The organism is Granulicatella elegans ATCC 700633, from assembly GCF_000162475.2.
In the GTDB taxonomy this organism is placed as follows: Bacteria; Bacillota; Bacilli; order Lactobacillales; family Aerococcaceae; genus Granulicatella; species Granulicatella elegans.
Genome location: NZ_KI391971.1, coordinates 866,428 through 882,387, shown reverse-complemented (window position 1 = coordinate 882,387; position 15,960 = coordinate 866,428). Strand labels below are relative to the sequence as shown.

The following is a 15,960-nucleotide window of genomic DNA, read 5'->3' as shown; positions in this document are numbered from 1 at the left end:
GGTTAGTGATTATTCAGCGTTGTCGCCTTCAACTAATTTTTCAATATCTTCTAATGAAGTATCTTTATCTAAGTCTTCTTCGTCAACTGCTACGTCTTCACCTTGGTTACCTTCAACGAATGCATCAGCCATTTTAGCTACGATTAATTTAACCGCACGGATTGCATCGTCATTTGATGGAATAACAACATCGATTTCATCAGGGTCACAGTTTGTGTCAACCATAGCAACGATTGGAATGTTTAATTTGTGAGCTTCTTGAACTGCAATGCGTTCTTTACGAGGGTCAACGATAAACATTACATCAGGAATGCGTGGCATATCTTTAATACCACCTAAGTATTTTTCAAGTTTGTCTAATTCTTTTAATAGAACACCAACTTCTTTTTTAGGTAATACATCGAATGTACCGTCTTCTTGCATTTCTTTAATTTTTTTCAAGCGGTTGATACGTGTTTGGATTGTATCCCAGTTAGTCAACATACCACCTAACCAACGATGGTTAACATAGTATTGACCAGTACGGATTGCTTCATCTTTAACAGCATCTTGTGCTTGTTTTTTAGTACCTACGAATAAAGCAATACCTCCGTCTTGAGCAACTTCACGCATGTAGTTGTATGCGTCGTCCACTAATTTAACGGTTTTTTGTAAGTCGATGATATAGATACCATTTCTTTCTGTGAAGATGTATCTCTTCATCTTAGGGTTCCAGCGACGTGTTTGGTGACCGAAATGTACACCAGCTTCTAACAATTGTTTCATTGAAATAACTGCCATTTTTGTTTTCCTCCAATTTTGGTTTTATTTTTCCTCCCCAATTTTCATCGACAAGGGTACTTATTCCTAAGCACCACCCTTATCATCCAATTAGGTGTGAAATATGGTTTTTATACCGTTAGTTATATTACACTAATATGAATTAGAATGCAACTATTTTGATACATTCCTTATACTTTTTTTAAAGTAACACATTCCTCATCGTCAACTTCATGTAATTTCACTAAAATTTCCTCTTTTTTTGAAGTTGGAATGTTTTTTCCTACATAGTCCGGACGAATGGGCAATTCTCTATGACCACGATCAATTAAAACGGCTAAACTAATCGTTTTTGGTCTACCGTATTCCATTAAAGCATTTAATGCAGATCGTACCGTTCTACCAGTAAAGATGACATCATCTACTAAAACGACATTTTTTCCATTTAATGAAAAAGGAATATTCGTTCCATTAATAATTGGATCTACCGTTGGATCTGGTTCGTGGCGATCATCTCTATATAAAGTAATGTCAATTTCACCTAGTAATACTGGTTGATTTTCAATGGATTCGATTTTCTTTTGAAGTCGTTTAGCAATATGAACTCCTCTAGTTTTAATTCCAACAAGTACTAAATCATCAACTGATTTGTATTGTTCAATAATCTCATAAGAAATTCTCGTCATTGATCGATTCATCGTTGCTTCATCTAATAAGAATATTTCTGACATATCCATACTCCTCTACTGTAATTCTTGAATCATTTCTTCAAATTCTTTTGGTAATGGACTTTCAAAATATAGTTTTTCTTGTGTAATAGGATGAACAAATCCTAAAGTCTCTGCATGTAAATATTGACCGAATTCTGTAGCATTTTTTCCATTTGGATGGTACATCGGATCATTTAAAATCGGATGATGAATAAAATCCATATGTGCACGTATTTGATGAGTTCTTCCTGTTTCTAAATTTAGTCGTAAAACACTTGTCTCTTTTAACGCTTGAATGACTGTAAAATGAGTAATCGCTTGTTTTCCTTCTTTTTGAACACAACGCTTTAGACGATTATGTGGATCTCTTGCTAATGGTGCATCTACTGTACCGGTAATATGTTCAAAGCTTCCCTCTACAATTGCAACATAACTACGAGTCATGGAGTGATCCATTAATTGATTCGATAAACCAACATGAGCTTGTGGCGTTTTTGCGACTACTAATAATCCAGATGTATCTTTGTCAATTCGATGAACAATTCCTGGACGATATGATTCAGAACCTTTTGATAATTGATCAACATGATATAGTAATGCATTCACTAATGTTCCTGTTGAATGCCCTTTTGAAGGATGAACCACCATTCCGCTTGGTTTATTAATGACTAATAAATGTTCATCTTCAAAAACAATTTCTAATGGAATATTTTCTGCAAGAACCGTTAATTCTTCCTCTTCTTCAATTTGAATCGTAACATGGTCTCCATCTTTTGCTTTGTAGTTAGCTTTGACTACTTCCCCATTAACAGATACAAATCCTGATTTTAACCATTGTTGAATGACTGAACGTGTATGAGATAATTCTTTTGTTAAAATTTTATCGAGTCTTTCGCTTTTTTCTAATGATAGTGTTAATTCAATAATCTTATTTTCCACTTTTTTCCTTCTTTCTTTCGACAATTAAAATATATAAGAATAACGCCGCTACCCCAACAGTTAAACAAATATCTGCAATATTAAAAATTGGGAAATCGATAAATTCAAGTTGAAACATATCTACAACAAATCCTAATCGAACACGGTCAATAAAATTTCCTAATGCTCCAGCTAATAACAAACTATACGTTGTTAATGCAAATTTTGATTTTCCTCTTTCTTGAAACATCAAGTATAAAATAGCAGAAACTCCAAAAGCTGTAATAATATAGAAAACAAATTGTTGTCCTGCTAAAATTCCCCATGCTGCACCAGTATTTTGAATATAAAATAACTTCACAATACCTGGTAATAATTCTTGTCCTGTATGTAATGCAAAATTAGAAACAATCCACATTTTCATTACTTGGTCTGCTGCAATCAATAATAAACTTAAAACTAAATAAATAATCATAAAATACCTCTTTCTACTCTCAATAGCTCTATTGTACCTATTCTACTATTCTTCGTCAAACATGAGATTAGAACCATTAAAACTTTAAAGATCTACTTTAAAAAGTTTATTTTTTACCAAAATTCACCTATTTTCTCCCCATTTTCACATGAAAAACCTATCAAATCGGTTAATAATTTGTATATTTCACAAAAAAACTGTATAATGACAAAGTAATTTGTGTGTCTATAAATTAAGATGCGCGCATTCTATAAGAATGCAGCCTCAAAGTAAGGAGTGCGTTATGAAAAAAATTGCAACGAAGGTATTCTTGATTAGTGCAAGTTTGCTAGTATTTGCAGCCTGCTCTAATACAAAGAAGAGTGCTGAAAAAACTGTTCAAGAAGTACAAGATACCTTACCTGTGGTTGTTGATCATTTAAACAACATCCAAACTTTTGAAGCCAATTTGCAAAGTGATTGGGAAGATGATATCGCTGATGATTCGACTCTAGCAAATTACGCTAAGAAAAAAGGTAAAGTTTTTGATAATCTTCAACAAAGAAAAGATATTCAAAAACAAATTACTAAAACATTAAAAGTGATTCGCGATGATGCGTCTCACCTTAGTAATTTACAAGACAAGGATTTGCCAAGTGTTGAAATCAAAATTGTAAGTTCAAACTTGCAAAAAATTGTCGACAGTATAACAGATTATATTAAAAAATCTGAAGAACAATTGAATAATGAGCAAAAATTCTTTGTTGAAATATCTGGAAATAAATTATCTAAAGATGATTTGAAAGATAAAATTAAAGAATTAAACGAAGCGGCATTGGAGCGTCAAAAGATTTTAGAAGAAATTAATGACCCTCTTTCAGCAATTGATAAACCAATCCGTATTTTAAAAGCTCGTTTAAATGCTAGAAAGGAGTAAGATGCTGATGAAAACAGTCAACAGAATCATGCGTGTCCTTCTTCTAGGAATATTTGTTCTACTCTTCCAATCTGTTCGTGCTGATGAAGAAGTAACACAAAAATTAACATTAAGAACCTCTAGCTTATTAAAAGTTCCAGTAAACTTCCCTACAACTAGTAGTTATGATTCTGGCATTAATATTCCATACCCTAAAGAAGGTGTAAAAGGAATTTATGTACAAGCTTTTAGAGCGAAAGGTGAAGAACTAGATAAAATAGTTCGTTACGTAGACAAAACAGACATTAATGCTGTTGTCGTGGATGTCCGAGATGGTTATGGTAAAATAACTATGCCATTAGAAACTAATAATCAAACAATCCAAAACAATACTGTTAATGAAATTACAGACACAAAACAATTACTGAAAACTTTGGAAAAACATCAAATTTATCCAATTGCTCGAATCGTAAGTTTTGGGGACCACTTAGTTCCTTATCAAAATCCAGATTTAACCTTCCGTACTCTAGCGGGAACTGTTTGGGAAAATGATGAAGGTGAATCTTTCCTAAATCCTTTCTTAAAAGAAAATTGGGAATACATTGCTGAAATTGCAGTAGGTGCTGCTAAAGCTGGATTTAAAGATATTCAATTAGACTATGTTCGTTTCCCTCTTGGATTTGAATTAGTGGAAAAATACTTAGATTACGATTTAGGTGATTATAGTGATTATACTGATATGGATGAAGCACGTATCGCTGCAGTTACTGATTTCGTCTCATTTGTTCGTGAAAAATTAAAACCATATGGGGTTCACCTTTCGGCTGATATTTTAGCGCACGCGATTACTGCTTCTAAAATTGGTGGTATCGGACAAAAATTCACGAATATTGCAGATCATGTAGATGTTATTTCTCCAATGATTTTCCCAAGTCACTGGGTAAATGGAGCTTTTGGTGTAAAAGATCCAGATAAGCAACCATATGATATTGTGACTCAATATATGAAAATTGAAAATGGATATGTGAAAGATTTAAATCCATCGCCTACTTCAAGACCTTGGATACAAGCTTTTACAGCTGACTATTTAGGTGAAGGAAACTTCCAATTGTACACAGCTGATGTTATTAGCCAAGAAATTAAAGCTTTAAAAGAAGCTGGAATTAAAGAATACTTACTATGGAATGCAGCCAGTCAATATTCAACAGAAATTGATTTTTAAGACAAAGAAAAACGACAGAATCATTTAAGATTCTGTCGTTTTTTATACCAAAAGACTTTCTATAGTTGTATGGGCATGATAAGCCAATCGGCTTATCACTCAGGAAACTTTGAGACTACAGGCTCAAAGTTTAGCAATGAGACAGCAAAGCTGGCTGCTTGCGTCCTAATACTACTATACTAAGAAAGTCTATTAAAAATCATACACAAACTTTTTCAAGACACTCTTCGTAACTCCATCCGCATCATTTAACAATGCTGAACCATTACTTGTACGATCCACTAAACTTAAATCCATTGGACGAATCTCTTTCATTTCTCCATTTGTCGAAACAATAACATATTCTTGTTTTGAAGAAATATTGCCATCTAAATAAACAACACGGTGAGGATTATTCTTCAATTCTCTTAAGACCATTAAACCTCTCTTAGCCCTTGTAAGCATAGAAACTTCTAAAACATTGAAACGTTTCACTGATCCACGTTGAGTAGCCAAGAAAGCAGAAACGACTTTAGATTCTGGACTATAAACCATTGCTCCAGCAACAAAATCATCTTTTCTTAGATTAATTGCCTTAACTCCACTAGCAACAGTACCTACAACAGGAACTTCACTTAATTCATAACGTAATCCAAAACCACAATGAGTCACAATAAAAATTTCTTGTTCTTGATTTGGAACTAGCTCAATAGCTACTACTTCATCCGTTGCAGTTTTTAATTTAATCGCATTACTTGTACGAGTTTTATAGCCTCGATACGTATTAAATTCATTCATCGCAGTTTGTTTCACAAGTCCTTCTTTTGTAAAGAATACAACTGTCCAGTCTTGATAAGCATCATTACTATCTTTTTCTTTCACCATACCGGCTAAAATAATTTCGTTAGTCGCTAAAGAAATGGATTGACTTAAATGATGCCCTACATCTTTCCATTTTGCTTCAGGAATTTCATGAACTGGTAGATGTAAATAATTCCCTTTAGACGTAAATAACACTAAACTATCTAAAGTCGATACTTTTTGAACAAGTAAGACTTCGTCCCCTTCACGCAATCCATTCTCTTCAGGAGCACTCGAAGCAAAGGAACGCGGACTAACTCGTTTGTAATAGCCTTGTTTTGTAGCTACTACATACACTTCTTCTTCTGGAATTAAAATCTCTGTTTCAATTTTAATTTCTTTAATTTCCGCTTGAATTTCTGTTAAACGAGGTGTCGCATATTTTTTCTTTAACTCACGTAATTCTTGTTTCATAACTTGTAATAAAGTTTTTTCTGATTTCAAAATACTTGTTAATGTCGCAACACGTTCATTTAAGTCTAATTTTTCTTCTTGTAAAATTGTAATATCTGTATTCGTTAAACGATATAATTGCAAGCTAACGATTGCTTCTGCTTGTGTCATTGTAAAATCATAAGTTTCTACTAATTTTTCTTTTGCATCTTTTTTATCATTACTATTACGAATTAATGCAATCACTTCGTCTAAAATCGATAAAGCTTTCATTAAACCATCTACAATATGCAAACGATCTTGCGCTTTATTTAAGTCAAACTGTGTTCGTTTTGTAATGACTTCTTTTTGATGGGCAATGTAAGAATCAAGTATTTTCTTCAATCCAACTTGCATTGGACGTCTAGCATCAATCGCAACCATATTGAAATTATAATTAATTTGAAGCTCAGTATTTTTCAGTAAATAATTTAAAATTCCTTCTGCATTTGCTTCTTTTTTCAACTCAATGACAATTTGTAAGCCTGTACGGTCTGATTCGTCCCTTACTTCGGCAATACCTTCAATTTTCTTATTTAAACGAATTTCATCGATTTTCTTCACTAATAAAGCTTTATTCACTTCATAAGGAATTTCAGTGACAACAATTTGACTCTTTCCACCTTTAATGGCTTCAATGGATGTTTTAGAACGAACCACTACTTTACCTTTACCGGTTTCATACGCTTGTTCTAATTCATCAATTCCTTGAATGATCGCTCCAGTTGGAAAATCAGGACCCTTTACAAATTGCATTAATTCCTTAACCGTTGCTTTAGGATGATCAATAGTATGAATCGTTGCATCAATGACTTCACCTAAATTATGTGTTGGAATTTCAGTTGCATAACCAGCAGAAATCCCTGTAGCACCATTGACTAATAAATTCGGGAATCGAGCTGGTAAAACTGTTGGTTCTTCTTCTGTATCGTCAAAGTTTAATACAAAATCAACCGTTTTTTTGTCTAAATCACGTAATAATTCTTCAGAAATTTTTGATAAACGAGCTTCCGTATAACGCATAGCTGCTGCTGGGTCTCCATCCATACTACCGTTGTTCCCATGCATTTCTACTAAAACATCTCTTAATTTCCAATCTTGGCTTAAACGGACCATCGCTTCATAAACCGATGAATCACCGTGAGGATGATAATTACCAATTACATTACCAACAGTTTTAGCAGATTTTCTAAATTGTTTTTCACTCGTATTACCTTCTACAAACATCGCGTATAAAATACGTCTTTGTACAGGTTTTAATCCATCACGAATATCTGGTAAGGCACGATCTTGAATAATATATTTAGAATAACGTCCAAAGCGATCGCCCATTACATCTTCAAGATTTAACTCTTGGATATCTTGCTGCATGCTCATATTATTCCTCCTCCATTAATAGTGATAATTGTTCAACAGATGATGGAGAATTTATTTCTTCTTTTTTTGTTTTAGAAACTTTTGGTTGTTCATTCACTGTTAAATGCCCTTCTGTTTCTAAAATACTCTTTCCATCTTCTAAGCTAAATTCCACATGACTTTCAATCCATTTTCTACGTGGCTCAACTTTATTCCCCATTAATGTACTTACACGACGTTCTGCTTGAGCTTTATCATCAATAACAACACGAATCAATGTTCTAGTATCAGGATTCATCGTTGTTTCCCATAATTGGTCTGCATTCATTTCACCAAGACCTTTATAACGTTGTAATAAGTAGCCTTTACCAACTTTTTTAATTTTTTCCTCTAATTCTTTTTCAGTCCAAGCATATTCTACAACTTGTTTCTTACCAGTTCCTTTTGAAATCTTAAACAATGGTGGTAAAGCTAAATAGACTTTTCCTGCTTCAATTAATGGCTTCATATAACGATAGAAGAATGTTAATAGTAATACTTGAATATGAGCTCCATCGGTATCCGCATCGGTCATAATGACAATTTTATCGTAATTACAATCTTCAATATTAAAGTCATTCCCAACTCCAGCACCAATTGTGTAAATGATTGTATTAATTTCTTCATTTTTTAAAATATCAGATAAAGAAGCTTTCTCAGTATTAATAACTTTTCCTCGTAATGGTAAGATTGCTTGGAATTTACGGTCACGTCCTTGTTTCGCTGAACCACCCGCAGAATCTCCCTCTACCAAGTAAAGCTCATTCTTTTTAGGATTTTTCCCTTGAGCAGGTGTTAATTTACCAGATAGAAGAGTTTCTTTTTTCTTTCCTTTTTTACCATTACGGCTCTCTTCTCTTGCTTTACGACTCGCTTCACGTGCTTCTCTTGCTTTTAGAGCTTTACGAATTAATTCTTGAGCAATTTCCCCATTCTCTGTTAAGAAAATGCCTAGATGTTCAAAAATCGTATTATCAACAATACTTCTTGCTGCAGGAGTTCCTAATTTATCTTTTGTTTGTCCTTCGAATTGTAAAATCTCTTCAGGAACACGTAATGAAACAATCGCTGTTAAGCCTTCACGAACGTCACTACCTTCTAGGTTTTTGTCTTTTTCTTTTAATAGCCCCACTTTACGAGCATATTCATTAAAAGCTTTTGTTAAGGCAGTTTTCATCCCAACTTCGTGAGTACCACCATCTTTTGTACGGACATTATTAACGAATGATAAAATCGTTTCAGAATAACCATCATTATATTGGAAGGCAAACTCTGTTTCTACCCCATCAATCGTACTATTGAAATCTACAATTGGAGATAAAGTATCTTTTTCTTCATTTAAATATTGAATAAAATTACGAATTCCTTCTTCATAACAAAATTCATCACTTGTATCCGTTCTTTCATCCGTTAATGTAATCGTTAATCCTTTTAATAAAAAGGCAGATTCGCGTAAACGTTCAGCTAAAGTTTCATAAGACCAAACGATAGTTGAAAAAATATGTTTGCTTGGTAAGAACCGAACTGTTGTCCCAGAACCTTTACGATTTGTTTTTTCTTTTTTAATGGAACTAACTTTTTCTCCACCTGTTTTAAATGTTTGAGTATATAATACGCCATCACGTAATACTTCAACTTCTAACCAATCCGATAAGGCATTTACAACGCTGGCTCCTACCCCATGAAGTCCTCCAGAAGTTTTATATCCACCTTGTCCAAATTTACCACCAGCATGTAAAACGGTAAAAATGACTTGAATGGTTGGAATTCCTGAAGCATGTTTTCCAGTTGGCATTCCACGTCCATTATCTCTAACAGATAGTGAACCATCTTTATGAATTGTGACATCAATCTTACTTGCATATCCAGATAAGGCTTCATCGACTGCATTATCGACAATTTCATAGGCAAGATGATGCAATCCACGATGGTCAGTTGAACCGATATACATCCCTGGACGTTTTCGAACGGCTTCTAAGCCTTCTAATACTTGAATTGAATCATCATTATATTGGTTAGTGACTTTACTCATTCACGACTCCCCTTCTTCCTATTTATAAAACATATCTACTCTATCATACTTAATTTTTCAAATATTGCAAGAATTCTTCCTAACTCCCTTTAAAAACATACTAATTTTTTTAAAATATGCTATAATCAATAAGTATAAATTAAATTTAACGGATAAAGGAGAAAGACATATCTATGCTATCCATTTTTTTAGGTGCTACGATGGCATACTTATTAGGATCCATTCCTTCTGGATTATGGATTGGACGTAAGTTTTTTCAAATTGATATTAGACAACATGGAAGTGGAAATTTAGGAGCTACGAATTCTTTTAGAATTCTTGGTAAAAAGGCAGGAACGATTGTTTTATTAATGGATCTTTTAAAAGGTTCGATTAGTGTTCTTCTGTTAAAGCAAATGGATTTACACGGGGTTTCCCCTCTCATTATTGCATTATTTGCTGTAGTTGGTCATACGTATCCATTATTTGCAAATTTTAAGGGTGGCAAAGCTGTTGCGACTTTTGCTGGAGTTATATTAGCGTATCAGCCTGTATTATTTCTAATTGGTTTAGGAATCTTTATTTTGACTTTGGCTATTTCAAAAATGGTAAGTTTTACAAGTATGCTTACGATTTCAATTGGTGTTCTTTTATCTCTATATTTTCAAGATATGGTTCTGACAACAATAGCATTACTTGCAGATATCTTTATCATTTATCGACACCGCACAAATATTCAAAGAATATTAAATGGCACAGAAGCTAAAGTTGATATTTTTAAATGGAAGAAATAATTTAAAAAACGTAATAAAAGATAGGAAGAAAAATATTTTTTGGTTGTGAGGTCGCCAGTATCCTCTTCGAGTCTCTTGTAATTTCACTACAAAAAATTTTCTTCCTATTTTTTTTACAAAATTTGCATTTATTTACTACAAGTTCTGAATTTACTAACAAAAAGAATAACCTACTGAAAATGTACTGCCCCCAAAAAGTTAGACACAAAAAACTAACTTTTTGGGGGCACTTCATTTATCCTTGTCTTTTTCGTTTTAGTATTGCTTTTATTTTAATCTTAATAAGTGTGATATTTTTGAATCAGTAACTATTCCAATTTATCAATCTTGAAATAAATAAAATCCCTTTGTAATACTATAAAAAATAACTAACAAAGAAATAATTATAAGGCTCGGTTGCCAGAAACCTGATATATCTACTAAACTACTGCCTAAAACTTGTCCAATAAAGCTTACTAAAATTAAAATTATTAAATTGAAAACTACTGATACTAATAAAATTAACACCGAATGTATTATTGCCTCGGCTATACGTATTTTAAAAAGTTGTAATCTTGACACTCCTAGTGTCTTTAACTGTTTAATGTCCTCAATATCTTTATTAGAAGATAAAATCGTAAGAGAAATAGAACTAGTAATAATCAGAATAATTGGAGCAGACAGATAAGCAATAAAGGAAGCTCTTGCTTCGTCTACACCGTTTGCTGTATTCATAAATGAATATATATTTTGGGTGTAAAGAATAAACCCAGAAATGAGAGTTACTCCTATGGTCATTGAAGTTTGTATACTTTTCAAATAGCTAGGTTTGGATAGTAGATTCCAAAATCCTGTATTGATTACATAATTTTCAGTTGGAAACATCCTCATTAAAAATTTTATTAGAAACATTTGAATCGATGGAGATAGTGATTGGATAATAAGGATGTGAATAATTAATAAAAATAATATTATGCTTGACTGTTTTGCAATTATTTCTTTGTTACTGATAAAACCTGCTGAAACAATAAAACCTATACATAGTAACCATAGGAATAAACTAACAGTGGTGTTAACAAAACCAATTACTGTAACTTTTCTTTTTTTCTTTTTTGGTTTTAATAATGATGATATTTTAAGTATTCGGCTTGAATAAAAGTAAGCCCCTATCCCGACAATTGTTGGGACTATAAAAATACTCAATAAAATTGATTGAATGTTGGCTGTAATAACTAAATCAGGTAACTCATCTCTTCCTAATAAATTTTGTAAAAATTTGTAGTAACTATCTGACATGATAAATGAAAGTATTGTGCCAATACTACTAACAATCACTGCCATTAAATAAAACTGTCCAGATACTAATAAAGATAGCTGAGTTCTGCTTGCTCCTAAGATAGCCCATAATTGGTAATCCTTTTTAAAGATATCTATTAGCAGTCTTATATTATTTGAAATAAGGAAAAATAGAGTAGTCCCGCCAAAAATAATTAGCATTTGAAAAAGTTGTGAAGCGTTAATATTAGCAGTCTTTATTGAACTAGCAATCCCAAATAAAGATGTTCCAACAATCAGGCTAGAAACAAATAGTAATGGGATTGTTCCTAACCATTGTCTTTTTGAGTACTGAAATTGGTAAATGATTAATTTTAGCATAATAACTCCTCCTCAAATTAACCTTTACTAGTTTCAAGTGCTTGGTAGAGCTCATCAGCTGAAGGTTTAATAATTTGTTGAGATATTTTTCCGTCTTTTAAAATGAGTGCTCTGTCAGTTTTTGAAGCCAACTCAATATCATGAGTAACCATAAAAACACATTTTCCTTGACTAGCTAAATTACGAAGTGTTTCAAAAATAAGTTTTCTTGAGACGCTGTCCAGAGCTCCTGTTGGCTCATCAGCAAAAATAATTTTACTATCAGCTATTATTGCACGAGTAATAGCTACTTTTTGCTGTTCTCCACCTGACAAGGTAGAAACTAATGATGATAGTTCTGCTTTAAAATTCAAACTATCCAACATTTTTCTTACTTTATTGCTATCAACACTCTTTCCTGAAAGTCTCAGAGGAAGTGTAACATTTTCTAGTACAGGTAGAGCAGGTACCAGATTATAATTTTGAAAAATAATTGAAATATCTTGTCTTCTAAATTGAGCAAGCTTCCCTTCTTTTAAGGTGTAAGGATTTACACCATTGATAACAACTTCGCCACTTGTTGGTTCAGATAAACTTGATAAGCAACTTAGTAAAGTAGACTTTCCAGAACCGCTGACACCAAGTATTGATACAAAATCTCCATAATTGACAGATAAAGAAATATCTTTCAAAATAGAAACAGTTTTGTCTTGTCCTAACAAAAACTCTTTTGAAAGATTTGAGACTTTAACAGCTACATTATTAACCATAACAAATCCTCCTGATTCCATTGTCATCTTTGATTTAATTATACTATATTGGGTTTATGGGAAAATCCACCAATCCTATTTGACAAAGCGCCATATAAAGACGTAACAAAAGATAGGAATAAAAATCGTTTTGTAGTGAAAGTAATGAAAGCTAGCCACTAGCTTTCATTACAGGTAAAATTCGAGCCTTGGTCTCGAATTTTAGCCATGAGACTCGCTTGCGAGGCTGCTGGCGACCTCACAAACAAATAAGATTTTTCTGCCTATCTTTTAACTTTAATGGCGTTTTTCCACTATAAGTTTTAAATATACGTAAAATAGGAATAACCTATTTTTCGGTAAGTTATTCCTTTTTATCTATAAATTAGCCAGTTCATCATTCAATGCTTGGTGAATGTGTTGGTTCTTGATTCGTAAGAATGTTCCTTTTGTTCCTAAACTTCTACTCTCAAGTACCCCTGCAGATTCTAATTTACGAATCGCATTTACAATTACCGTACGTGTAATATCAAATTCTTTGGCAATTTTTAATGCAGTAAATCGTAATTCAATCCCATCAAATAATGATAAAATAATTTTAATGGCTTCAATTTCGCTATAAGAAAGAGATTTTAAAGCTAAATGGACATTTTGTTTTTCTCGGTTTTCTTGTTCAATTCGTTTTGTTTGCCAGTGCAATAATTCTGTTCCAATAACAGTTGCAGCATGCTCTGCTAAAATCAAATCACCCGCTGAAAAGGACTCTTTAGCTTTTCCCATCACAACAAATCCTAAACGGTTCCCAGAAGCATAAATTGGAATAATCGTTGTTTTTGCTTCAAGATATTCCTGTTTTAATTCCACAGGAAAAATTGTTAATTCAGCATCTACTGATATATTTTCTAAATTTGTTTCAATAGAATTCAAAGCATTCATATAAAAATCAGGAAATTGTCTTGTTGAAACATATTCATGCATCCGAGCATTATTTAACTGGAATTGATCATGAAATCCTAGTATCCTACCTTCTGGTGAAGCAATAAATAAATCCACTTTCAATAGAGTCCCTAATACACCACTTAAATTATTAAATGGTAAATCAGCCTTTTCATCTAATGTCCATAAATTATCATATTGTAAAACCGAATTGATTTTTCTTAAATCCTTTAGTACTTGTTGCAATGGTCTCTCTCCTTCCTATAAAATATAACGACTTAAATCACGATCAGCTGTTATCGTATTTAATTTTGAATCTACATATTGCTCAGTAATTTGAATACTTCCCATTTGCATTTGAGGAGCTTCAAATAATAATTCTTCTAATAATGTTTCTAGAATAGTATGCAATCTTCTTGCACCAATATTTTCCATATTACTATTCACTTCAAATGCTGTTCTAGCAAGTGCTGAGACAGCTTCTTTTGTAAAGATAACTTCAACATTTTCAGTAGCCAATAATGCTTTATATTGTTTTAATAGAGCATTCTTAGGTTCTGTTAAAATACGTTCGAAATCTTCTTTTGATAAATCTTGTAATTCCACACGAATTGGGAAACGACCTTGTAATTCAGGCATTAAATCGCTTGGTTTAGCAACATGGAAAGCTCCAGAAGCAATAAATAAAATATGATCTGTTTGAATGGCACCATATTTTGTTTGAACTTGGCTTCCTTCTACGATAGGTAAAATGTCTCTTTGAACCCCTTCTCTAGAAACTTCCCCGCCATTATGTCCTTTTGCAGCAATTTTATCAATCTCATCAATAAAAATAATTCCTGATGTTTCTGCTAATTTTAATGCTTCTGCATGCACATCATCTTTATTCACTAATTGATCTGCTTCTTGTTCGGTTAAAATATCTAACGCTTCTTCTACACTAACTGTACGTTTTGAACGTTTTTTAGGTGTCATTTGGTCTAACATGGATTGGATTTGCATCATTTGCTCCATTCCATTTGAATTACCAGCCATACGTAATGGTTTTTCTTCTACTTCAATCGTAACTTCTTGATTTTTTAATAAACCATTTCTCAATTGTTGCTCAATTTCACGTCTTGATGCTGCAATTTCCTCTGTTACTTCTTCTTTTTCCTCTTGTGGTAGGTCTGTTTTTGGTAAGCCCATTGATTGGAATAAATTCATTAGAGAATCTTGTTGAGGATTTGCCACTTTTTTCATGATACCAGGTTTTAAAATTTTTGCTAATTTACGAACAGCCTTATCATAAGCTTGTGGACGTACATCTTCTTGCTTTTGTTTCTGAACAATACTAATCGCATTTTCAACTAAGTCACGCACCATTGATTCTACATCACGACCAACATAACCTACTTCTGTAAATTTAGTGGCTTCTACTTTAACAAATGGAGCATCAACTAATTTAGCTAAACGTCTCGCTAATTCTGTTTTCCCTACACCAGTTGGTCCAATCATTAATAAGTTTTTAGGCGTCACTTCTTTTTGCATTTCTTCATCTAATAATAATCGACGATAACGATTACGTAGAGCAACTGCTAAAGCACGCTTGGCACTAGCTTGACCTACAATAAATTGGTCTAATTCTTGTACGACCTCTCTAGGTGTCTTACTAATTTTTGAATTCATTTTCCCGTCTCCTATACTACTTCTGTAATAATTGCATCATTTGTATACACATCAATTTCTGAAGCAACTTTTAAACTTTCTCTTGCAATATCTTCTGCGCTTAAATTTTCATCCCCAAAACGTAATAAAGCTCTAGCAGCTGATAATGCAAAGTTCCCACCTGAACCAATTGTTAAAATCCCATCATCTGGCTCAATTACTTCACCAGTACCTGAAACTAATAATAATTGATCTTTATTCATTACAATTAGCATCGCTTCTAATTTTTGTAAGGTACGGTCAGTTCTCCATTGTTTTGCTAGTTCAATAGCTGCACGTTGCAAATTCCCTTTAAATTGCTTTAATTGGTCTTCAAACATTTCTTCTAATGTAATCGCATCTGCAACTCCACCAGCAAAACCAACAACGACTTCACCACCGAAAATACGTCTAATTTTTCTAGCGCTACCTTTCATAATAATTCTTTCACCCATGGTAATTTGACCGTCACCTGCGATAGCAGATTGATTTCCTTTTTTAACGGCACATATTGTTGTCATTTC

General features: G+C 32.9%; 14 protein-coding genes. 3 read left to right on the top strand and 11 right to left on the bottom strand.

The window, feature by feature from the left end; translation table 11 throughout:
• Nucleotides 1–9 precede the first annotated feature (9 nt).
• From rpsB to lspA, 4 genes are all read right to left on the bottom strand, one after another.
• Nucleotides 10–780 (bottom strand): 30S ribosomal protein S2, encoded by a 771-nt coding sequence (rpsB, locus tag HMPREF0446_RS04165; protein WP_006702658.1) that lies wholly within the window; start codon nucleotides 778–780, stop codon nucleotides 10–12.
• 170 nt (nucleotides 781–950) lie between these two features.
• On the bottom strand, nucleotides 951–1,490 hold the full coding sequence (gene pyrR / locus HMPREF0446_RS04160; RefSeq protein WP_006702659.1) for a bifunctional pyr operon transcriptional regulator/uracil phosphoribosyltransferase PyrR: 540 nt from the start codon (nucleotides 1,488–1,490) through the stop codon (nucleotides 951–953).
• A gap of 12 nt (nucleotides 1,491–1,502) precedes the next feature.
• A complete protein-coding gene (locus HMPREF0446_RS04155) occupies nucleotides 1,503–2,396 on the bottom strand; it encodes an RluA family pseudouridine synthase (protein WP_211228176.1) in 894 nt (297 codons plus the stop codon).
• A gap of 1 nt (nucleotide 2,397) precedes the next feature.
• A complete protein-coding gene (gene lspA / locus HMPREF0446_RS04150; protein ID WP_006702661.1) occupies nucleotides 2,398–2,862 on the bottom strand; it encodes a signal peptidase II in 465 nt (154 codons plus the stop codon).
• Between the two features lie 283 nt (nucleotides 2,863–3,145).
• Here lspA and HMPREF0446_RS04145 point away from each other — a divergent pair, with 283 nt between their 5' ends.
• Both HMPREF0446_RS04145 and HMPREF0446_RS04140 read left to right on the top strand, forming a co-directional pair.
• The gene (locus HMPREF0446_RS04145; RefSeq protein ID WP_006702662.1) at nucleotides 3,146–3,778 is read left to right on the top strand and encodes a YkyA family protein; all 633 of its coding nucleotides are present in this window, start codon (nucleotides 3,146–3,148) and stop codon (nucleotides 3,776–3,778) included.
• Between the two features lie 7 nt (nucleotides 3,779–3,785).
• On the top strand, nucleotides 3,786–4,979 hold the full coding sequence (locus HMPREF0446_RS04140) for a putative glycoside hydrolase (protein WP_020991354.1): 1,194 nt from the start codon (nucleotides 3,786–3,788) through the stop codon (nucleotides 4,977–4,979).
• Nucleotides 4,980–5,171: 192 nt separating this feature from the next.
• Here the strand turns inward: HMPREF0446_RS04140 and parC are convergent, their stop codons facing one another.
• Together parC and parE are read right to left on the bottom strand one after the other, a co-directional pair.
• On the bottom strand, nucleotides 5,172–7,628 hold the full coding sequence (gene parC / locus HMPREF0446_RS04135) for a DNA topoisomerase IV subunit A (protein WP_006702664.1): 2,457 nt from the start codon (nucleotides 7,626–7,628) through the stop codon (nucleotides 5,172–5,174).
• 1 nt (nucleotide 7,629) lies between these two features.
• Nucleotides 7,630–9,678, bottom strand: a complete 2,049-nt coding sequence (gene parE, locus HMPREF0446_RS04130) for a DNA topoisomerase IV subunit B (RefSeq protein WP_006702665.1) — start codon at nucleotides 9,676–9,678, stop codon at nucleotides 7,630–7,632.
• A 173-nt stretch (nucleotides 9,679–9,851) separates the two neighbouring features.
• Here parE and plsY point away from each other — a divergent pair, with 173 nt between their 5' ends.
• Nucleotides 9,852–10,451: a glycerol-3-phosphate 1-O-acyltransferase PlsY gene (gene plsY, locus HMPREF0446_RS04125; protein ID WP_006702666.1), complete on the top strand. Its 600-nt coding sequence runs from the start codon at nucleotides 9,852–9,854 to the stop codon at nucleotides 10,449–10,451.
• Nucleotides 10,452–10,772: 321 nt separating this feature from the next.
• Here plsY and HMPREF0446_RS04120 read toward each other — a convergent pair whose 3' ends face one another.
• From HMPREF0446_RS04120 to hslV, 5 genes are all read right to left on the bottom strand, one after another.
• Nucleotides 10,773–12,086, bottom strand: a complete 1,314-nt coding sequence (locus HMPREF0446_RS04120; protein ID WP_006702667.1) for a hypothetical protein — start codon at nucleotides 12,084–12,086, stop codon at nucleotides 10,773–10,775.
• A 17-nt stretch (nucleotides 12,087–12,103) separates the two neighbouring features.
• Complete coding sequence (locus tag HMPREF0446_RS04115) at nucleotides 12,104–12,835, bottom strand: ABC transporter ATP-binding protein (protein WP_020991352.1); 732 nt, start codon at nucleotides 12,833–12,835, stop codon at nucleotides 12,104–12,106.
• Nucleotides 12,836–13,192: 357 nt separating this feature from the next.
• Complete coding sequence (gene codY, locus HMPREF0446_RS04110) at nucleotides 13,193–13,996, bottom strand: GTP-sensing pleiotropic transcriptional regulator CodY (protein WP_006702669.1); 804 nt, start codon at nucleotides 13,994–13,996, stop codon at nucleotides 13,193–13,195.
• A gap of 15 nt (nucleotides 13,997–14,011) precedes the next feature.
• Entirely contained in the window at nucleotides 14,012–15,418 is a 1,407-nt protein-coding gene (gene hslU, locus HMPREF0446_RS04105) for an ATP-dependent protease ATPase subunit HslU (protein WP_006702670.1), read from the bottom strand.
• Between the two features lie 11 nt (nucleotides 15,419–15,429).
• Nucleotides 15,430–15,957, bottom strand: a complete 528-nt coding sequence (gene hslV, locus HMPREF0446_RS04100) for an HslVU peptidase proteolytic subunit (protein ID WP_006702671.1) — start codon at nucleotides 15,955–15,957, stop codon at nucleotides 15,430–15,432.
• Between the last annotated feature and the right edge of the window lie 3 nt (nucleotides 15,958–15,960).

Excerpts from the sequence above, each read along its gene's own strand:
- rpsB (WP_006702658.1), bottom strand. The coding sequence starts at position 780 with ATGGCAGTTATTTCAATGAAACAATTGTTAGAAGCTGGTGTACATTTC.
- pyrR (WP_006702659.1), bottom strand. The coding sequence starts at position 1,490 with ATGTCAGAAATATTCTTATTAGATGAAGCAACGATGAATCGATCAATG.
- lspA (WP_006702661.1), bottom strand. The coding sequence starts at position 2,862 with ATGATTATTTATTTAGTTTTAAGTTTATTATTGATTGCAGCAGACCAA.
- HMPREF0446_RS04145 (WP_006702662.1), top strand. The coding sequence starts at position 3,146 with ATGAAAAAAATTGCAACGAAGGTATTCTTGATTAGTGCAAGTTTGCTA.
- HMPREF0446_RS04140 (WP_020991354.1), top strand. The coding sequence starts at position 3,786 with ATGAAAACAGTCAACAGAATCATGCGTGTCCTTCTTCTAGGAATATTT.
- parC (WP_006702664.1), bottom strand. The coding sequence starts at position 7,628 with ATGAGCATGCAGCAAGATATCCAAGAGTTAAATCTTGAAGATGTAATG.
- parE (WP_006702665.1), bottom strand. The coding sequence starts at position 9,678 with ATGAGTAAAGTCACTAACCAATATAATGATGATTCAATTCAAGTATTA.
- plsY (WP_006702666.1), top strand. The coding sequence starts at position 9,852 with ATGCTATCCATTTTTTTAGGTGCTACGATGGCATACTTATTAGGATCC.
- HMPREF0446_RS04120 (WP_006702667.1), bottom strand. The coding sequence starts at position 12,086 with ATGCTAAAATTAATCATTTACCAATTTCAGTACTCAAAAAGACAATGG.
- HMPREF0446_RS04115 (WP_020991352.1), bottom strand. The coding sequence starts at position 12,835 with ATGGTTAATAATGTAGCTGTTAAAGTCTCAAATCTTTCAAAAGAGTTT.
- hslU (WP_006702670.1), bottom strand. The coding sequence starts at position 15,418 with ATGAATTCAAAAATTAGTAAGACACCTAGAGAGGTCGTACAAGAATTA.
- hslV (WP_006702671.1), bottom strand. The coding sequence starts at position 15,957 with ATGACAACAATATGTGCCGTTAAAAAAGGAAATCAATCTGCTATCGCA.